Annotated in this window: 15 protein-coding genes; 9 read left to right on the forward strand and 6 right to left on the reverse strand. The window is 42.4% G+C overall.

From position 1 onward, the window contains the following. The first annotated feature begins 563 nt into the window (after positions 1-563). From ACJJIL_RS06060 to ACJJIL_RS06095, 8 genes are all read left to right on the forward strand, one after another. Positions 564-1,535, forward strand: coding sequence for a GlxA family transcriptional regulator (locus ACJJIL_RS06060; RefSeq protein WP_413662727.1), 972 nt, complete (start codon positions 564-566; stop codon positions 1,533-1,535). Between the two features lie 1,088 nt (positions 1,536-2,623). After that, positions 2,624-3,109 carry a hotdog fold domain-containing protein gene (locus ACJJIL_RS06065; RefSeq protein ID WP_444911193.1) on the forward strand — a complete coding sequence of 162 codons (486 nt, stop codon included), beginning with the start codon at positions 2,624-2,626 and terminating at the stop codon, positions 3,107-3,109. Between the two features lie 167 nt (positions 3,110-3,276). Beyond that, entirely contained in the window at positions 3,277-3,744 is a 468-nt protein-coding gene (locus ACJJIL_RS06070) for a hypothetical protein (RefSeq protein WP_413662725.1), read from the forward strand. A gap of 103 nt (positions 3,745-3,847) precedes the next feature. Further along, on the forward strand, positions 3,848-4,246 hold the full coding sequence (locus tag ACJJIL_RS06075; RefSeq protein WP_445361410.1) for an MAPEG family protein: 399 nt from the start codon (positions 3,848-3,850) through the stop codon (positions 4,244-4,246). A 215-nt stretch (positions 4,247-4,461) separates the two neighbouring features. Beyond that, positions 4,462-4,860, forward strand: a complete 399-nt coding sequence (locus ACJJIL_RS06080) for a BlaI/MecI/CopY family transcriptional regulator (protein WP_445361411.1) — start codon at positions 4,462-4,464, stop codon at positions 4,858-4,860. Positions 4,861-4,863: 3 nt separating this feature from the next. Beyond that, complete coding sequence (locus tag ACJJIL_RS06085; protein WP_445361412.1) at positions 4,864-6,351, forward strand: M56 family metallopeptidase; 1,488 nt, start codon at positions 4,864-4,866, stop codon at positions 6,349-6,351. 9 nt (positions 6,352-6,360) lie between these two features. Then, positions 6,361-7,740, forward strand: a complete 1,380-nt coding sequence (locus tag ACJJIL_RS06090) for a M23 family metallopeptidase (protein ID WP_445361413.1) — start codon at positions 6,361-6,363, stop codon at positions 7,738-7,740. A 128-nt stretch (positions 7,741-7,868) separates the two neighbouring features. Beyond that, positions 7,869-8,738 carry an alpha/beta hydrolase gene (locus ACJJIL_RS06095; protein ID WP_444893253.1) on the forward strand — a complete coding sequence of 290 codons (870 nt, stop codon included), beginning with the start codon at positions 7,869-7,871 and terminating at the stop codon, positions 8,736-8,738. A 68-nt stretch (positions 8,739-8,806) separates the two neighbouring features. Here ACJJIL_RS06095 and ACJJIL_RS06100 read toward each other — a convergent pair whose 3' ends face one another. The 6 genes from ACJJIL_RS06100 to ACJJIL_RS06125 form a co-directional block, all read right to left on the reverse strand. Continuing rightward, positions 8,807-9,394, reverse strand: a complete 588-nt coding sequence (locus tag ACJJIL_RS06100; RefSeq protein WP_445361414.1) for an endonuclease dU — start codon at positions 9,392-9,394, stop codon at positions 8,807-8,809. Beyond that, positions 9,394-9,954 (reverse strand): DUF1415 domain-containing protein, encoded by a 561-nt coding sequence (locus tag ACJJIL_RS06105; RefSeq protein WP_445361415.1) that lies wholly within the window; start codon positions 9,952-9,954, stop codon positions 9,394-9,396. The genes ACJJIL_RS06100 and ACJJIL_RS06105 overlap by 1 nt, the downstream gene beginning before the upstream one ends. A gap of 8 nt (positions 9,955-9,962) precedes the next feature. Further along, positions 9,963-10,496 carry a DUF2058 domain-containing protein gene (locus ACJJIL_RS06110; protein WP_413662717.1) on the reverse strand — a complete coding sequence of 178 codons (534 nt, stop codon included), beginning with the start codon at positions 10,494-10,496 and terminating at the stop codon, positions 9,963-9,965. A gap of 134 nt (positions 10,497-10,630) precedes the next feature. After that, the gene (locus tag ACJJIL_RS06115; protein WP_413662716.1) at positions 10,631-11,725 is read right to left on the reverse strand and encodes a PaaI family thioesterase; all 1,095 of its coding nucleotides are present in this window, start codon (positions 11,723-11,725) and stop codon (positions 10,631-10,633) included. Between the two features lie 123 nt (positions 11,726-11,848). Then, positions 11,849-13,318, reverse strand: a complete 1,470-nt coding sequence (locus ACJJIL_RS06120) for an alpha/beta fold hydrolase (RefSeq protein ID WP_445361416.1) — start codon at positions 13,316-13,318, stop codon at positions 11,849-11,851. An 813-nt stretch (positions 13,319-14,131) separates the two neighbouring features. Continuing rightward, positions 14,132-14,683: an alpha/beta hydrolase-fold protein gene (locus ACJJIL_RS06125; protein ID WP_445361988.1), complete on the reverse strand. Its 552-nt coding sequence runs from the start codon at positions 14,681-14,683 to the stop codon at positions 14,132-14,134. A gap of 952 nt (positions 14,684-15,635) precedes the next feature. Here ACJJIL_RS06125 and ACJJIL_RS06130 point away from each other — a divergent pair. Next, positions 15,636-16,151 (forward strand): RNA polymerase sigma factor, encoded by a 516-nt coding sequence (locus ACJJIL_RS06130; RefSeq protein ID WP_444907717.1) that lies wholly within the window; start codon positions 15,636-15,638, stop codon positions 16,149-16,151. Positions 16,152-16,433 lie beyond the last annotated feature (282 nt).

Genomic DNA, 16,433 nt, shown 5'->3' on the forward strand with positions numbered 1-16,433 from the left:
GATGTGGCTGGGTAGTGTTTCTTTGTTGTAATTATTGGCCGCAATCAAAGTTTATTTGGCAGGATGCAGGGCTGTTTCATATACGACTATATATTCCGAAAAAAAATATCGTTATTACTTTACAGAATAGAAAAAGCTGGTACCTTAGGGTCAGGATTGCTTAATTATACAGGATTAACAGTTTGTGATATTGGTTCTGAAGGTGCCTTATTAAATAGCATTTTTATGTATATGGATGATGAGAGTATGGCTGATGGATAGTGTGTTTGCCTGTAGTCTCTAATTGGGGTAAGAATCATCGTGTGATCAATTCTCACTATTGGGTAGTAGCCACCTGGTATATTACTCAGATCAAGTGAAGAATTAACTTATTAGTAGTGTTTCCAGTTAATCTGGATTTTATTTAGGTTTTATTCAGCTTCCGCTATGGCGTTTTTTCACCTTCCTCTGAGGTGGTTGGGCTACCCAAGATAGTATTCCTGAAGTTTCTTTTAATAAGTTAGTAATCCGCACAGTGATTTTTGAGTTTGGTATATAGTTTTACGCTTATTCTGTAATTTAAAATGAACTGTAAAAAGAAAGTATCTATCGTATTTTACCCTGGGGCACACTCATTAGATGTAATGGGGCCCGCAGAAGTGTTTTCGCTGGCAAATCAGCAGCTAAAGGATAGGGGCTTTAGTTGTGATGATCAGTATGAGGTTGAATTCTTAGCCGAAGATGGAGATACCAAGGAAATCTCATCAGGTTTAAGGATATGCTCAGATAGATGTTTTACTGATTCAAGAGGAATTCATACTCTCCTTGTGAGCGGTAATCTTAATGCTGCTGATGATTTGAATATCAGTGAATGTTTGAGTAGATGGCTTTCTCTTCAGTCTGGTTTAGTTAAGCGTATAGGCTCTATTGGCAATGGAGCTCTGATTCTCGCAAAAGTAGGTTTGCTAAATGGTCGGCGTGCCACTACCCATTGGAGATATATTGATCAGCTGAAGAGATTCCCAGAAGTGGATGTCGATTCAGAATCTGTATTTGTCAAAGATGATCATATATATACTTCTGCAGGTGTTAGTGCGGGGGTTGATATGGCTTTGGCAATGGTAGAGGATGATTTTGGTCGGGGTATTGCTTTAGCTGTTGCTCAATTAATGGTCTTATATCTCAAGAGAGATGGAGATCATAAACAGAGTAGCACTTATCTTATGAGCCAGTTAAAGAGTGATCGTTTTTTAGAGCTGGTGCAATGGATTCATAGTAATTTGGATAAAACTTTATGCGTTAATAGTCTCGCGGAAAAGACATCTATGAGCCCGAGAAACTTTGCTCGCTGCTTTACTCGGGATATGGGAGTAACTCCAGGTCGATTCGTTGAGAAAATTCGCATTGAAAAGGTTTGCCAGCTTTTAGCAACTCAAGCGTTAACTCAGGAGCGTATAGCTACTATCTGTGGTTTTAAGTCTCAAGAGCAGCTTAGAAGGGCATTTCGCCGAAATAAGGGTATGTTGCCGAGGGAATACCGTCGAAAGTTGTCGTGAAATAATTTATGGGACAGTCTATTCGGTAGGGCTGTCTCATTTTCAGAAAAGATATTTTTATCCTTGGATGCAAATATAAATAACATTTTCTGTTAGAGATTTTTGTTCTTCTTACCTAATTCTTGCTTGTCTTTCCTTTTGTAGATGCCTCCACTAGATTTACATCTGGGAAAAAATATTTTAGCTGGCTTTTTATTCTTACTCGATAATTCACACAGCTTGATTCTCTCCATTATATAATCTTGCTAGGGTTGATTGAGTCGCTCCCATGAATAGGAATTAATTTGTTGTGTTAACTAGAAGCTCCAATTTTCACCGGTAGACTGCGAGCTTCTCGGTCTCTATTAGGGCCAGGCCGGTAGCAATTGGTAAGTGATATAGCATAAAATCATATCCCGATATATATAGGTGTGGCGAAAAAATAGTGATAGATTTGCGGCTAAATAAAATTAGACCCATGAACGGAAGCCCTTTAGTGGTGTAGATATTCTGGGAATCTAATATTGTTGGTGCGTTGTGGGAGTCGCGATCATACCCTTCGCAATATTAAATTTCTGAAAAATTTATAATGTACCCTTAATTATGGTGGATATATTGAAAGTTAGATGTCTTAGAAATGGGAAAAGCAGGTGCTGCAGCGAGAAGTATAGTTAGAATTTAATCTAAGATTTCTGGCCTGACAATTTCCGATATCTAATCTTCAGTATTAATTGACATATAATTAGCTACTCAGTCTAAGCTTTTCTATAAAAGATTGCCTGAGAGAATTTTTTGGACATCAAAAACAATCTTTCAAGGTATGCAGTAGCGATTGCCATTTAGTATGCCTCTCAGCTTGCAGATATACTTACTTTACCTATTAATGGATATGCTTTTTAGGAATACAAATTATTAGCTCTAGCCTTATTAGTTGCACTCGCTTATGAACCAAACCTCCTCTTGGGCATTTCTGCACTTGGAATAGCCTATGTCAATAAAACTGATAGATCTGATTATCCTGGACTACCGGAAGTTGATATATAGTGGCCTAAATAGCTTAAGACCGCCCATATAGAGTGGCGGTTCGATGTATAGGATGGAGAGGTAAGATGGACTATCAATCTTCTAAAAGCCCGGTACTTAATCTTTGGGGGCGATTTGGCGGCTCGGCATTGGGCCGCTGGCTGGTGTCTAAATTAGTGGCACTTAAGGCACCGTATTTTCGTTCAATCAAGCCGCGTTTCCTGGAATTATCACCGGGTAAAGTGGAGGTTTTACTGAATAAGCGTTGGAGCGTGACAAATCATATCGGTACTGTACATGCTATCGCTATGTGTAACGCCGCTGAATTAGCTGGCGGTGTTTGTTTGGATGTGTCTTTGGATCGACGCTTTCGCTGGATACCAGTAGGGATGGAAGTCAAGTACTTAAAGATGGCGAAGACTAATCTACGAGCCGTTTGTGAGTATCCAGGGTTTAAAACCATTGAGGCTGGCGATGTTGTTATGCCTGTGAGCGTTATTGATACTAATGGAGAGGAAGTATTTCATGCCGATATTACCATGCGTGTATCAGAGCGCCCCGACGCAAAGTAGTAGAGTTGTCATTTGAGGTCAATTCTTGGTGTATTTTCAAGGGGAATTGCCTTACTTTGAGCTTGAATATGGAGAAGAGTATGCAGGCTGGGAGGGGATGAAGTGTGCTCTACTCATAAATCTCGTAGAATATTTCTTTGTTCAGTCTTGATGTATTTGGAGGGTTTATGAGATTGGCTTGGCAGATAGAAAAGTCGACATGCCTCTTTGGTGGTGAAAATAAAACTGCTACGGAGCATGAGTTACACCGATCGGAAAGTACTGCCTTGGCGAATGATGATATTTATCAGGACCTTTCCGAGGTATTACAGCTCGCAATTTCCAAGCTTGATGAAAATGTAAGTGATACTTCTCTGTACTTCCTGATTAGTTGGGAGTCTGTATCTGCTTCTATGACGGTATCTGTAGTTGATGATAGCCGAAGCAATGACTCTAAAGTAGTTGTGCACTGTCACTTTGCTGGACTGGCTTCCCAATATGATGCTGAGCCGAAGAGGCAGCAGGCTTTGGTTAAATGGTCGGATGAACTTAGGTTTTGGTGTAAAGAGTATCTATCTACTGATCAAGGTTTTTCACAGTTTTCTCTGGTTGCATTGTTCGCGACAGGCTCCAGAGATACTGCTGTGATTCTTTAAAATGTAGCTGAAAACGATGCTTATATAGTGTGAACAACTAGGGCGGGGAGGCGAGGCTTAAAATGCCCTCCCTGTACAAATAACATAGAAAATGGAGATTTCTATGAATGTTTACTATTTGTGTATTGGGCTCTTAGCGGCATTATCCCTTCTGCTCGGCGCCTTGGTTACTGTTGGGCGCGGTAAGTATGAGGTTTTAGTTGGGCATTCTTTCGACCCCGATAATACCCTGCACAAATGGGTAAGGGCCCATGCAAATACAACCGAATATGCTCCCCTTTTGATGGTACTTATTTACTTAGTGAGCTTAGGGCAGTCTTCTACCTGGGTTTGGTGGTTTGTTATTCTGCTGACCGCTTGTCGATTTCTTTTTGTTGCAGGCATCTTATTTCCCTCCACTATGGCAAAGCCTAACCCAATGCGCTTCTTGGGTGCCGTAGGCACTTATATCTTTGGATTGGGGCTTTGCTTGGCGCTGGTGCAGCAAGCCCTGAGACGTTGAGTTGGTTGCAAGCGCTTTCAAACCTTATATTGGTTGGTGCTTAAACTGATCAAAATCGATTGGTCTATCGATAGCTTTTAACTTTTTGCCAGCCGGCAAGAACTGTTTACGATCCTGGCTGTATAAAAAATAACCTAACAAGTTTCCCTGCAGGGCGGTTGACCGAATGCGACACTTGTCGCACACTAGCCCTGACTGTCACATGGGAAGATAAAATGAAAAAGGTAAAACCGTCCCCATCAGAACTTGCGCTGTTGAAAGCCCTTTGGAGGCAAGAACCGCTGAGTGCCAGAGAGTTGCATGACCGGGTGGGACCTGAATTGGGTTGGTCATACTCCTCTACTCGAAAGACACTAGACCGGATGCGGGATAAATCATTTGTGACTCAATCTGAGATCCATGGAATCCATGTTTATAGCCCTGCGATTGAAAAGGTGGAAACTCTGGCGTCATATGCAAAAGATTTCGCTGAAAGAGTATTAGAGCTTGATGGCCCCCTTCCTGTGTCGATGTTTGCCGGCAGTAAGTTAATGAGTGATAAGGATATCGAGGAGCTTCAGGCAGTGCTCGATTCCTGGCCTGACTCTGAGCTGGTCAACAAGGATGGTGAATAGGCTATGGCCGAGATAGTCTCTACAGTTCTACCATTTGCACTGGATTTTCTAGCTACTTCTTTCTTCTCAATATTGTGGGCGGGGTTGGTTTTTATTGTTATTTGGCTGGCAACAGCTAGAAATAAAGACAGCTTTAATGCGATATACCATTGGCGAAGTTTCTGGTTGTGTTCAATGGTCGCTGCCGGTTCCCCATTTTTTCTTGCACAATTGAGCGACCAGTTAACGTTGGGTATTGCTCCGGATCTGAATTTTGAATTACCGCCAGCTTATGAGGCTACCTCTATACCACCAATTAACGTAGTTCTGCATGAGTATGTGTCTACCTCTTTGAGTTCTGTTGAATTACTGGCTTTTCTTTGGTTGCTTATATATCTGTGCGGGGTGTTTTTTACCTTATCTAAAGTGGTAGTGAGTCAGTTTTTCTATGGAAAGAAATTGAGCTTAATAGCAAATAATAAGCTTTCTGTTGCTAAATTTGACCAGTTCTTTACTTCATCTCAAAGTGATTTTCTAATCAGAAGTAAAACTCAGGTGTTTATAACGCACTCAACGATTACACCATTTGTGATGCAGCTATTCAGTCGTAAATTGGTGCTTCCCTCCTATATTTTATCAATGAATGAAACGGAGCGTCATCTAATCATTGAGCATGAGATTATGCACTTGAAAAGGCTTGACCCCTTGTTGATTCTGATTGTGCATATATTTACTTGCATCCTATGGTTCAATCCCTTCTTAGGTTGGATGAAGTCTCGATTCAGCTGGGCGATAGAGTTGGGGTGCGATCGCGAAGTTCTAAAGTCATGTAAGCGAGAATTGCACCGTGTTTATGCACAAGCAATGATTGACACTCTTCGACGGAACTCTTCAAAAAGAACAAGTGACTGGGTTGTAGCTTTCTCTTTCTCTGGTGGTACGAGTCAGGCTCCTTTTTTCCGACGCAGACTTTTGAATATTATGGAAGCCTCAAGGGCGGGGGCTAATAATGGCGAATTAGGTGTCTATTTACGCGCTATGTTGTTCTGCAGTTTTTCAACCATTTTAATACTCGGAGGGCTACTGTTAAAACCGGGATTAACAATGGCTTCAGTGGAGATTACCAAATTGACAGTCCCGGTTGAGAGTGCCCGTATTAGTAGCCCTTTTGGTGATTTCAGTAAAATTCGCAAAAAACCCCATGAAGGTACTGACTTTGCGGCACCGATTGGTACTCCGGTGGTTTCAGCTGAAAGTGGTGTTGTAATAGTCTCTACTGATGATTATAAGCATAAAAATTATGGGAAAATCATAATTATTGATCATGGTAATAATACGAAAACTCTGTACTCCCATTTAAATGAGCGGGAGGTTGAGGCAGGGCAGTCAGTACGTGCCGGCCAGGCGATAGGAACTGTGGGTATATCAGGGCGTGTAACAGGACCACATCTTCACTTTGAACTTATCAAAGAAGGCAAGCGAATCAACCCAGACACTTTGCTTGCGAAGTAAGGGGGGAGTGTGATTTATTACTTAAGAAAAGTAGGGTTACCTGTGAGGCGATTAACTATTTTCTTTCTGATCGATATCTGGAGGATGGCTTTGTTGCTGGTTCTTTTGTCGATTCAATCACTGGCGATAGCAGGGCCGTTATTGGAAAACCATTCCAATGTTAAATCGGTGCAATATGATTTATCTTTTACATTGCCCCTACTCAATGATCTATCCTTGGTACATCAAGATGAAGGGATGCAGCGTAGGGAGGTGGCCCCTCCATATAGAATTGAGGAAGAATATCTAGAGCGCATAAAAAAAGTTCAACTAGCTAAAAACCAAGGGGTTTTATCACTATTGGTGGATAGTGGAGTCGATCGTGCAGAAGCGTATAAAATAATTCAGGCTTTGTCGGAACATGTCAATGTCAGCATCCTACCAGTTGGTAAGGAATTTAACTTAACAATAGATACCACTGGAAAGCTTAATAAGCTTACCTTGGTTGTTGGCTTTGCAGAGAGTTTGGAGTTGGTTAGACATGGAGACTATTATAGAGCTAATCAATTTGAATCTCCTGTCGATGCCAGGAAATACTACGTTAAAGGTGAAATTTCGGGCAGTTTATACCAAAGTGGAAAAGAGTCTGGCCTATCTAATTCTGTGCTCACAAAACTAAATGAAATATTTAGTTATTCCGTAGATTTTCAACGGCAGATTCGAGCAGGTGATCAATTCTCTGTTTTCTATGATACCTTGTTCAATAGCCAAACTGGAAAGGAAAAACTAAATAGAATTTTATTTGCTGAGCTTATTCTTAGTGGAGAAAAGATAAGTTTATATCGGTTTTCTACTGAGGGACCTCAGGGGGTGGATTATTTTTACCCTGATGGCCAAGGCTCTAGAGGGTTTCTAATGCGTACTCCGTTAGAGAATGCAAGGTTGTCATCTTATTTTGGGCGCCGCAAGCACCCAGTCCTAGGGTATACCCGAGTACATAAAGGTTTGGACTTTGGAGCCCCTTTGGGCACGCCGATATTGGCTGCAGGTGATGGTATTATTGAGCGAGCTTCTTATTTTGGTAGCTTCGGCAACTATATTCGTATTCGCCATGGCTCCGGGATAAAGACTATTTATGCGCACCTTAAGGGGTACGCGAAAGGAATTAGTAAAGGGGGAAGAGTAAAACAAGGGCAGGTAATCGGTTACCTTGGCGCTACAGGTCGTGTGCAGGGGCGTCACTTGCACTATGAGATTCATAAAAATGGTACGGCTGTTGATCCATTAAGGCTTGACCTCCCTATTAGTAAGGGGCTGGTAGGAGATTCTTTAAATCAATTTTCTCAACAGGTTCAAAAGATTCAAGATGAATTGATAAAGTACGCTCAACAAAATCAGTTTGATTCATAATTAAGCTTTTTTATCTTTTTTATTTCTCTCTCACCTTATTATATTCAGGGTTTAACTGACTTACATTTTTGTTGGTAGCGAATTTTTTCTTAAAGCAATATTGAGTATAAAATTAAACTAGGTTAAATATGATTAGAGCTATTCTGCTGATAGCCATTCTGGTGCTGTCTAATTCACTAATCGCAAAGCCCCTCATTACTAAGGTTTCTGAATCTTTTGAGTTAAGTGGATCTAAAATATACACAGTTGACTCTGATATTCTCAAACGCAAATACGACTTGTACGTGAAGTTACCATCAGGTTACTCGAACGATGACAATAAAAATAAGACCTACCCGATAATTTACCTTAATGATGGGCCTCATACATTTAAGGTTGCCTCGGGTGTTACACACTTTAAGGATATGGATAAAGCCATCGTAGTTGCTATTTCATTCGCTCACGGAGAAAACGGGCAGTATAGTCGAGTTCGAGATCTCACGCCCGTAGTCGATAGTGGGTGGAAGCGTTATACAACTGGTGGAGCCAGTAAGTACTTACAGTTTATTGAAAAAGAAGTAATGCCCTTTATTGAGGGGAGTTTTAGGGGGGATCCCACACGTAGGATTCTTTCAGGTCATTCATTGGGTGGATCTTTTGGTGCTTGGGTATTACTTACCAATCCACAGTTGTTTTCCACTTATATCCTGACAAGTCCTTCTCTTTGGTTTAAGGATGAAATGATCTTTGATTTGGAGAATAAATATGCAAGCCATAACAACACACTGCCTGTAAACGTCTATATTGCCACTGGCGCTTTGGAGACAATACAAAAGAGCCACATGCGTAATGATATGGTAGATGGGCATAAGAGATTTCTTGCTAAATTACAGTCGCGTAATTATCGTGGATTAAAGCTTAGTGGAGAGGTGGTGAGCGGTACGGACCACTATTCCACTTTCCCGGTGGGGTTGGCAAAAGGTTTAAGGTGGGTATATCAGGATTTGTGGGCAATATAATAATTTTCGCGGTAAAAGAAGAGCTATAGCTGCCCGCGACAAATGGTAGATCTGTTATGCTATTGGAGTTATGCGCGTTTGCCACTTTGTCCGGTCATTACTGCTGCGCCAATCATATGGGCTAAACGTAGAGCTTCAGGGACATACCCAGTGTCGGTGGCTTGCTCTAACACCTGGGCAGCAATCTCCGGTTCACATCCCTGCACTTGAAAATGGAAGTTATTGTAGTTATGGATACTCCCAGCTTTCATCAGGGTTTCTTTACGCAGTAGATAGTCAGGAAAATTTTGCAGCGCCTTATCAATGGCTTGAATGTCTGGTAGTTTTCGCATTAACGCGATACAAGGGCGTTGTAAGATATCGGCTAGCTTGGGTAGATCAATAATATTGAAACCACCTACTGCTACTCCATCGGTCAATACGACATTTACCTGGCTGTAGAATTTACTTTCTTTCAACAGTGTGGCAAGTGTTTCGGTAGCTTCCATCCCATCTTTGCTTACCTGCCCCCAAAGCATTCCCTCAAAGCGAGTTTTGGTGCAGACAATACCGCTTACTTTTACCGGCGCGCCCCTTCGTTTTTCAAAAGGGGCGTCATCAAAACCGATAACTCGGATCTGCTTCCTTAATCGTAATAATTCTGCCAGAGGCTTCATTATTTCTTGTTGCCCTGAAGAAATAAGTAGGGAAATAATTTTAGTTTTTCCTCATGGCTTAATGATTCCATACGACGGATATTATTTTCTGGAATACTCTCTGGATCTGGATATAGATCAATCATTTTTTCCAGGTTTTCTTCTCTCAGCAGGTGTAAGATAGGATAGGGTGCGCGATTAGTTAGGTTTTCCGCATCGGCGGCTGCAGTGTCAGCAAATTGATAATCTGGGTGGAAGCTGGCTAATTGATAGGTGCCTGCATAGTCGTTGCGTTCCAGTAACCACTCTGCTAAATCCAGGAACTGGTTGTAGTCGCTGAATTTCCCTAGGTGATTAGGGATAATCAATAAGGTGGTAAGCAATTCAGATTCCGAAGTGGTATCGAGCCGACGTAATTCCGACAATAGATCACTGAGTAGCGCCTCGTCTCCTGTGGCAGGACTCACCTTGAGTCGAATTTGCCCTGCACGCAGAGGTTTGCGTGCGAAAGGGCAGAGGTTGAGACCGACAACCACATCAGTAAGCCATTGTTCTACCGCCTGAGTAACAGCTTTTTCCATTTGACTGCTTACCACATAAGATCATCGGGGATCTGAAAGTCTGCATAGGGATCATCTTCATCTACCACTGCTGAACTTTCAGCAGGCCTGATTACGATATCGCTATTGCGCTCCGCAATTTTCTCGGCAATAACCCGTGGAACCAACTCAAATTGTTCTCCCTGGACAACAATCATCAGGCGCCCCGCAATCAAGTGATCCCTTAATTCTTCGCTGACATAGATGGTTTTGATTTTTTTGTCGAAAGTGAAGTTATAAGTAATTTCACCAGAATAAGGTTGGCGATTTTTTTCCACCAATTGCTTGATTTGCGCGGCAATAGCTTTCTGCTGTGCAGCCGCATCGCGCTCAGCATTGAGGGCGCGATCACGAGCGGCTTTCTCTGCTTGAGCCTTTTGTGCTGCTAGCTTTGTTTCATCAATCTGGGGTTGTGAAGACTTCTTCGCAACTTTCTGTTGCTTCCGTTTATCTTTGCTGATTTGTTTGGCTTTCTTTTTATCGACAAGTCCTGCTTGGAGTAGTTGGTCTTGCAATGAGGCCATAGTCTCTTCCCCGTGAAAGTCTAAAGTTTCGGCAGCCTTTACAGGTATGCCTGATCAAATTTTCACCAACCATATGGGTTGATAGTTTGTGAGGGTATTTTACCTGAAGATGGTCCAACTACCGCTAAAGATTTTTATGGTGTCCAAGGCTTACCGGAGGTAGCAGTTGCGATGATTTCATCGGGTTCCTTGCCGTCACTCAGCATTTGAGCGCCCCCTGGAATTACCAGGGCTGAGCCAGTAGCAATAGCCACCCGCTTGCCACTGGGAGTATCAATGTTGCAAGAGGATACCCTCAGCTGCCGGCCGCGGTGGAGTACCTGCGCCTCCAGAATCAAGTCGCCACTGTTGAGCTTGGCTGGGCGAGCAAAGCGGATATGCATGTCCAGAGTAGCGAATATAGATCCTGCAGGCAGTGTGGAGTAGACCGCGCCTCCCATGGTGAAATCTGCGGCCCATGCCAAAAGTCCACCATATATAGAAAGGGTCCCATTGGAGAACCAGGGAGAGGAGGGCATAGTCGAGATACAGCGACCATTTTCAACCTCTATTGCGCGGTAACCTGTGAGCATCCAGATAGGGTGAGTTCGCCCCTCACTAATCGTGGTTCTCTGCAATTCGATAGGGACTTGCTCCGGTAAGTGTGCCATGTCGCAAAAGAACGTTTTTGGAGGAGGGCGAAGATAAGGGTCAGGTGTATCTGTTGGTCCTAGGTCGGGAATTGGAAGCTCCTGATCTGGGTTGACTGGAAAGTCGGCAATAAGGCAGCGAGTGCTACCGAAAGCGAGGGTTCTCCCCTCCTGATCGTTAATCTGAATACTGGAGAGCCCCACCTGGTTGCCCGAATGAACGGTCGTAGCTCTACCAACAATATTTTGTGTACTGCTAGTGATGGGTCGAATAAAGCACATATTTAATTCTGATGTGCTCAAGACTTTACCAGCGGGCAAGGTTGTCCATATTGCGGAGGCCAAGGGGGCGTCTGCAAACATGGCATAGATCCCCCCCCAATAGATCCCGGTCCCATCAGCTAGCCACGGCGTAATAGGCATAGAATAGGTGGCCTTACCAAGGCCGGCCTCGGTGGGAGTCATACCCGTTAGTCGCCAAAAAGGGGGCCCGGGTAAGCTGCCGCGAATGTAACGTTTAAAGGTGTCGAGACCAGGTTGCTGCAACGCCCTGAGGTCACAGATGGCACCACGATGGACTTCGTCGGTGATATTGGTCATCCCCCAGCCTCCAGTTGCTTCTAGGACAAGGGTAATGTGAGGGTTTGTTGGATGCGAAAAAGGGAGAAAGCTGCGGAAGAGTCTTTTACCCTAACAGCGCAGCTATCGATCGGCGGATACTGGTTATGGAGCTAAGTTGGGTAGTTTGGCTACGATATGGGTATTCGGGATAGGCTGCCCTTCCATAAATAGGTTTATCGCATCCTGGACTTCAGGAGAAGCCATTAATAAATTATGCCCTGCATTTTCGACTGTTACTTTAGTGGCGTTTTTGAACCCTGAAATGGCTTCATATTGACCTTCCAGATAAGTTCTTCCGTCCAAGGTCCCGCTAAATAGTAATACCGGAATATTGCTGACTGGCTTTTCCCGAAATTTATCCCCAAGGTCTAACTCTGGCGCCAAATTATCGTAGTGCAGAGAGAAATTTAGGTAGTCTTTCAGTAGAGATTTTTGTGCCTGCTCAACAACCTGTGCTTTACGCTTCATATCAATTCCAGAGGCTATATCCATCGCCGTAGGCATCGGGCGCAGGGATATGGGTATGCCTGGTTGCAGAAATTCATCGGGGAAGTAACGTCTGGGCACCTTGTCGAAACTTAATGTAGCTCCTTGGTCCAAATCGCGATAAAACCTGAGTAGATGGCTGACACTTTTAGGGTCCGCAATGAATGCCGAGGCTAGTTGTTGCATATCCCTACGCTGTAGGAGGGATTCGACTTCCCTGCCATCCCGTTGAGGGATTTTAATTTTCAATGGTTGTGACTCAAGTTTTTTATGGACTCGGCTTATAAGTGCTTTAATATCTGGATAGGCTTTTTTTGCTGCGGGTTGCTGATTGATTGCCTGTTGTAGACGGTTTAGATAGTAATCTGTTCGGGCGGGCAGCTTGATGGTTTGGTCCAAACCCTCTGCACTGGATAAAATTAGCTTATCAATAGAACCTTCGATCTCCTTTACCGCTGCCAAAGAGAGATGGCTTCCATAAGATGTTCCCCACAATACTATTTTCTCTGCACCCAAATGGCTCCGTATGGCATCAAGATCTCGGGCATTTTCGAGAGTATTATAGGCATTTAGGTTTACACCAGTAAGCTCCCAAAAATGTAAGCACTCTTTTAGGGCTTTGCGGTGGTAGTTGATATACTGGGTATCGGTGATTGGTTCAAGGGAAGGTACAATTTGCTTGGATTCACAATTGGGAAGGTCATTGGAACGGCCGCTACCACGTTGATCTAATGCGATAACATCACCAAATTGTCGCAACGCCATAAACATATCAAAGCGATAGTTAACGGCCGTAATTCCTGAGCCACCAGGGCCGCCTGCCAGGTAGATTATTGGTGGGCCCACTTTCTTTCCTGTTGCAGGAAACCTTACATATTGGAGGGTGATATTACGGCTATCTTTCTTAGTGCGATCTTCTGGTACTTCAATAAAGCCTTGATAGCCCTCTGCAGTTTGTTTGCTCCATGTAGTAAAGGTGTGCGGTTTTTCATTGTTAATGGACTTTGCTGATCCGCTGACAGGGCTCAGTGATAGCATTATTATTAGCGGAGCGAAAAGATGTGCTTTTTTGGCATTATTTTTCATTGTTTCGATACTTCCTTATTGTCGAACTTAGGCGAATGTTATTGTTTTAGATTGGGCTCTTATTTTCAAGTGGATAAAAAGTTTATTCGAGAGCTCATGGGGCTTTTCTCGATATAGATACCCCGTGAATATCGGTAATATAAGCTATTAACCTCTCACTAGGGATTTCGGTTTAATTAGGCTGTCAGACAGAAGTCCGAAAAATAGTAGGTGGATGTTTAAACCCCAGTACTAATGGGCTTATGGGGTCCGTGCAAGGTTATAATCAATGACAGGCAATATTGCAACTCTATGAAAGCTAGCTTTCCTTAAATTCACTATTTAGCAATTAAGCTCTTGCTCTAAAATAACTAAAAAATGGTTCTACGCCTGGGGTGGCAAGTGTTCAGGTATTATGGGTTGTTATATAAAATCATTATGCTCAGATTCATGGGGCGCCTCTGATGTAGATATTTTACCTGAAGTAGGGTGTCTGAGAGCGAATCGTATGGCGATTTGAAATTCATCATCCCTAGATAATAGCTTTGGTAAAGTGAGGCTATAGTGTCAATGAAAAAATGCCAGCTATAACAATAAGGATAGCCTTTTTATCTTTGGTTTGTTCATCACGCCTATGAGATTTTTATAAATTTTAGTGGTTGTATATCGTTGATATAAAAGACCTTTGTATTGATAAAACTGTCATCTAGTAGTTCATATTATTATTGCTCTTACATTCTCGTTCTGTATAGCAAGCCAAGTCCTAAATGGCAGTAGTTGGAAATGAAGTGCCATGATTTGCTTCTGGAATAATGAGCAGTCGGGGGCTTATCTCTAGCCTTCTTCAATGACTAATTTTCTTTGGGGCTGCCTCGCTCCCCTTACCATGTCGTTGCGAATTTGGCTTTTTTCTGGAGTTTCTATGGCACCAACTCCAATAAACACCTTTCGGTGATTAGAGCTGAAAGTAGCTTTCATATTAAAGATTCTTGCACGATCGTGCCACACCGATAGACTGCTGAGTATATAGTTATCAAAGCTGCTTAGCCTGGTAAGCAACATATATATGCCAAATAGCCCGCCTAGAGAGTGCCCTATAAACGTGTGTCCACTGTCAGATAGGCGATGTGATCTTGCTAGGAGGGGCAAAATGACGTCATGAATAAAAGTGGCATACTCATAGGCCTTGCCAGTTAAATATTTCCAGTTTTTATCGCTGATGGGGGTAAAGTCCCGAATACGGCTGGCATGATTTTTGACCCTTTTGAGTAAGATAGTCCAACTAAAATGACTTCCTGCAATTTGCCAAAATCCATCGGCACTTGAGTTGTACCTGAAGTGGCCTGAAAGGCTGAGTCTGCATCTGTCATAAGCACTAAAGGATATCGTTAGTCGAGGGTACTTTCGTAACTCTTAGGTAACTTAACGTAAAGTGAATAGGACCTAGTACTGATAGGATCTTTAACTCCAGGCTGCTGCTTCGAGGAATTTGGAACGGTGAGATGTCTGCGTTCACTGAAAGTGAAGGGGCTGAACAAAGGCTGAGAGTGCAAAACAAGGTTGCTTAGGGCCCTCTCAGGGCTTTAGCACGGGTAAAACGCTTGTACTTTTTGTATAGTGGCTTGACAGGCTCTATAAACGAAAGTGTCATTTTCTTTCCCAGTTGCGACTATGCCGGCGTGAACAAAAAGTCAGGAAAGTACTCTAGCATATAGAAATGATTCATCTTGAAAACTGTTCGCATAAGATTTATTCAAAAGATAGCAATTTTTTTTGTAATAAGATAAAGAGTATGAAGCTCTCAATGTTTCTGTGGAAGTGTAAAAATCTACTTTACTACTACAAAAACGGAAGAAGTAAGTAATTCTATTTTTATATTTCGTAATGTAACTTTTTCATATCTACAATTATCCAAGTACTTGTTCCATTTTCCCCTCTTTTATTTTCCCTCCTTTTGAAGGTTAATAGTCTACGATTTGATTAGCCTTTAGGCGCTGAAGTTCATAGTAATACCTCTCTATGCTTGTAATTTAGGCGTTACTTTTTTCCAGTCACTGGAGGTGGTCGTTTATCGTATGTTTTTTGTCTACTCTCTGTGTTTTTAGGGGAAGTTAACTTTAGTAAAACTAAAGACTTATATTGGTTTAGCTAGTTGATACTCGATTTTGAAAATAAGGCTGGTTTTGTACTACAAAAATAATTTGACCAAAAAATAATTGATCGATGGTTTGTTTTGTTCATTGTCTCTAGAGAGCCTCTGTAAGTTGTACTAAGTATTGCAAAATTTTCCAGAAGCTCAGGGAAACCGGTCGGTCACACGAGATGGTTTACTAGAAAAATGGAAAACTTTTATCAGGATGATGTGACGCAGTGGGTTGGTGAGTATGGATTGGATTTAAAACGTTACTTTTCTTCCCGAGTTAATCTATCTGATGTTGATGATCTAGTTCAGGAGGTTTTTATTCAGTTATATATTCGTATCAAAAAGTATGGAGGGCAAATCGAAAACCCAAGAATTTACATTTATGCCATGGCAAGAAATCTTTTGATTAGTCATGGTAGGCGTCAAAAGTCTAGGTGTGGAGGGTTACATGACTCTATTGATCACAAAGTCGATATCCCTTACATGATTAGTCCGGAACGGACGGTGATGGGAATACAGGCTTATACCCGAGTTCTGGAAGCTATTTTAGGATTGCCGCCAAGAGCTGGTACAGCTTTTCGCTATCATCGCTTTGAGGGAATGACTTATCAAGCAATTGCGGAGCAAATGGGAATCTCTAAGGATTCGGTTAAAGAGTTAATACAGCGTGCTTTGACCAAGGTTAGGCAGGTGGCAGAGGAAGCTCCTTGATGGCGCAAAATAGGTCATATTGTGCTGTAGGTTGTGACCTTTTTTCGAGTAGATGTCTAACGAGACAACAAGCTCAACTAGAAATTTTTTGGTGAGTGATTCTGCTAGCGCTACGCCAGAGGTTTGGCTTTTTAGTTCTAACTGTTGCGGATTTCGAAATATTTAGCTAATAATTCTGCTTTAACCCTCAAAAAATCAAGTTTATTTTTTATCCCCCCTTTCTTTTAGCTCTCGCGTCTTAAATGTTGTTGACCCTGAAATAGGTTTATATCAGGTCAATAA

The organism is Microbulbifer maximicatervae (SeqCode), assembly GCF_052468095.1.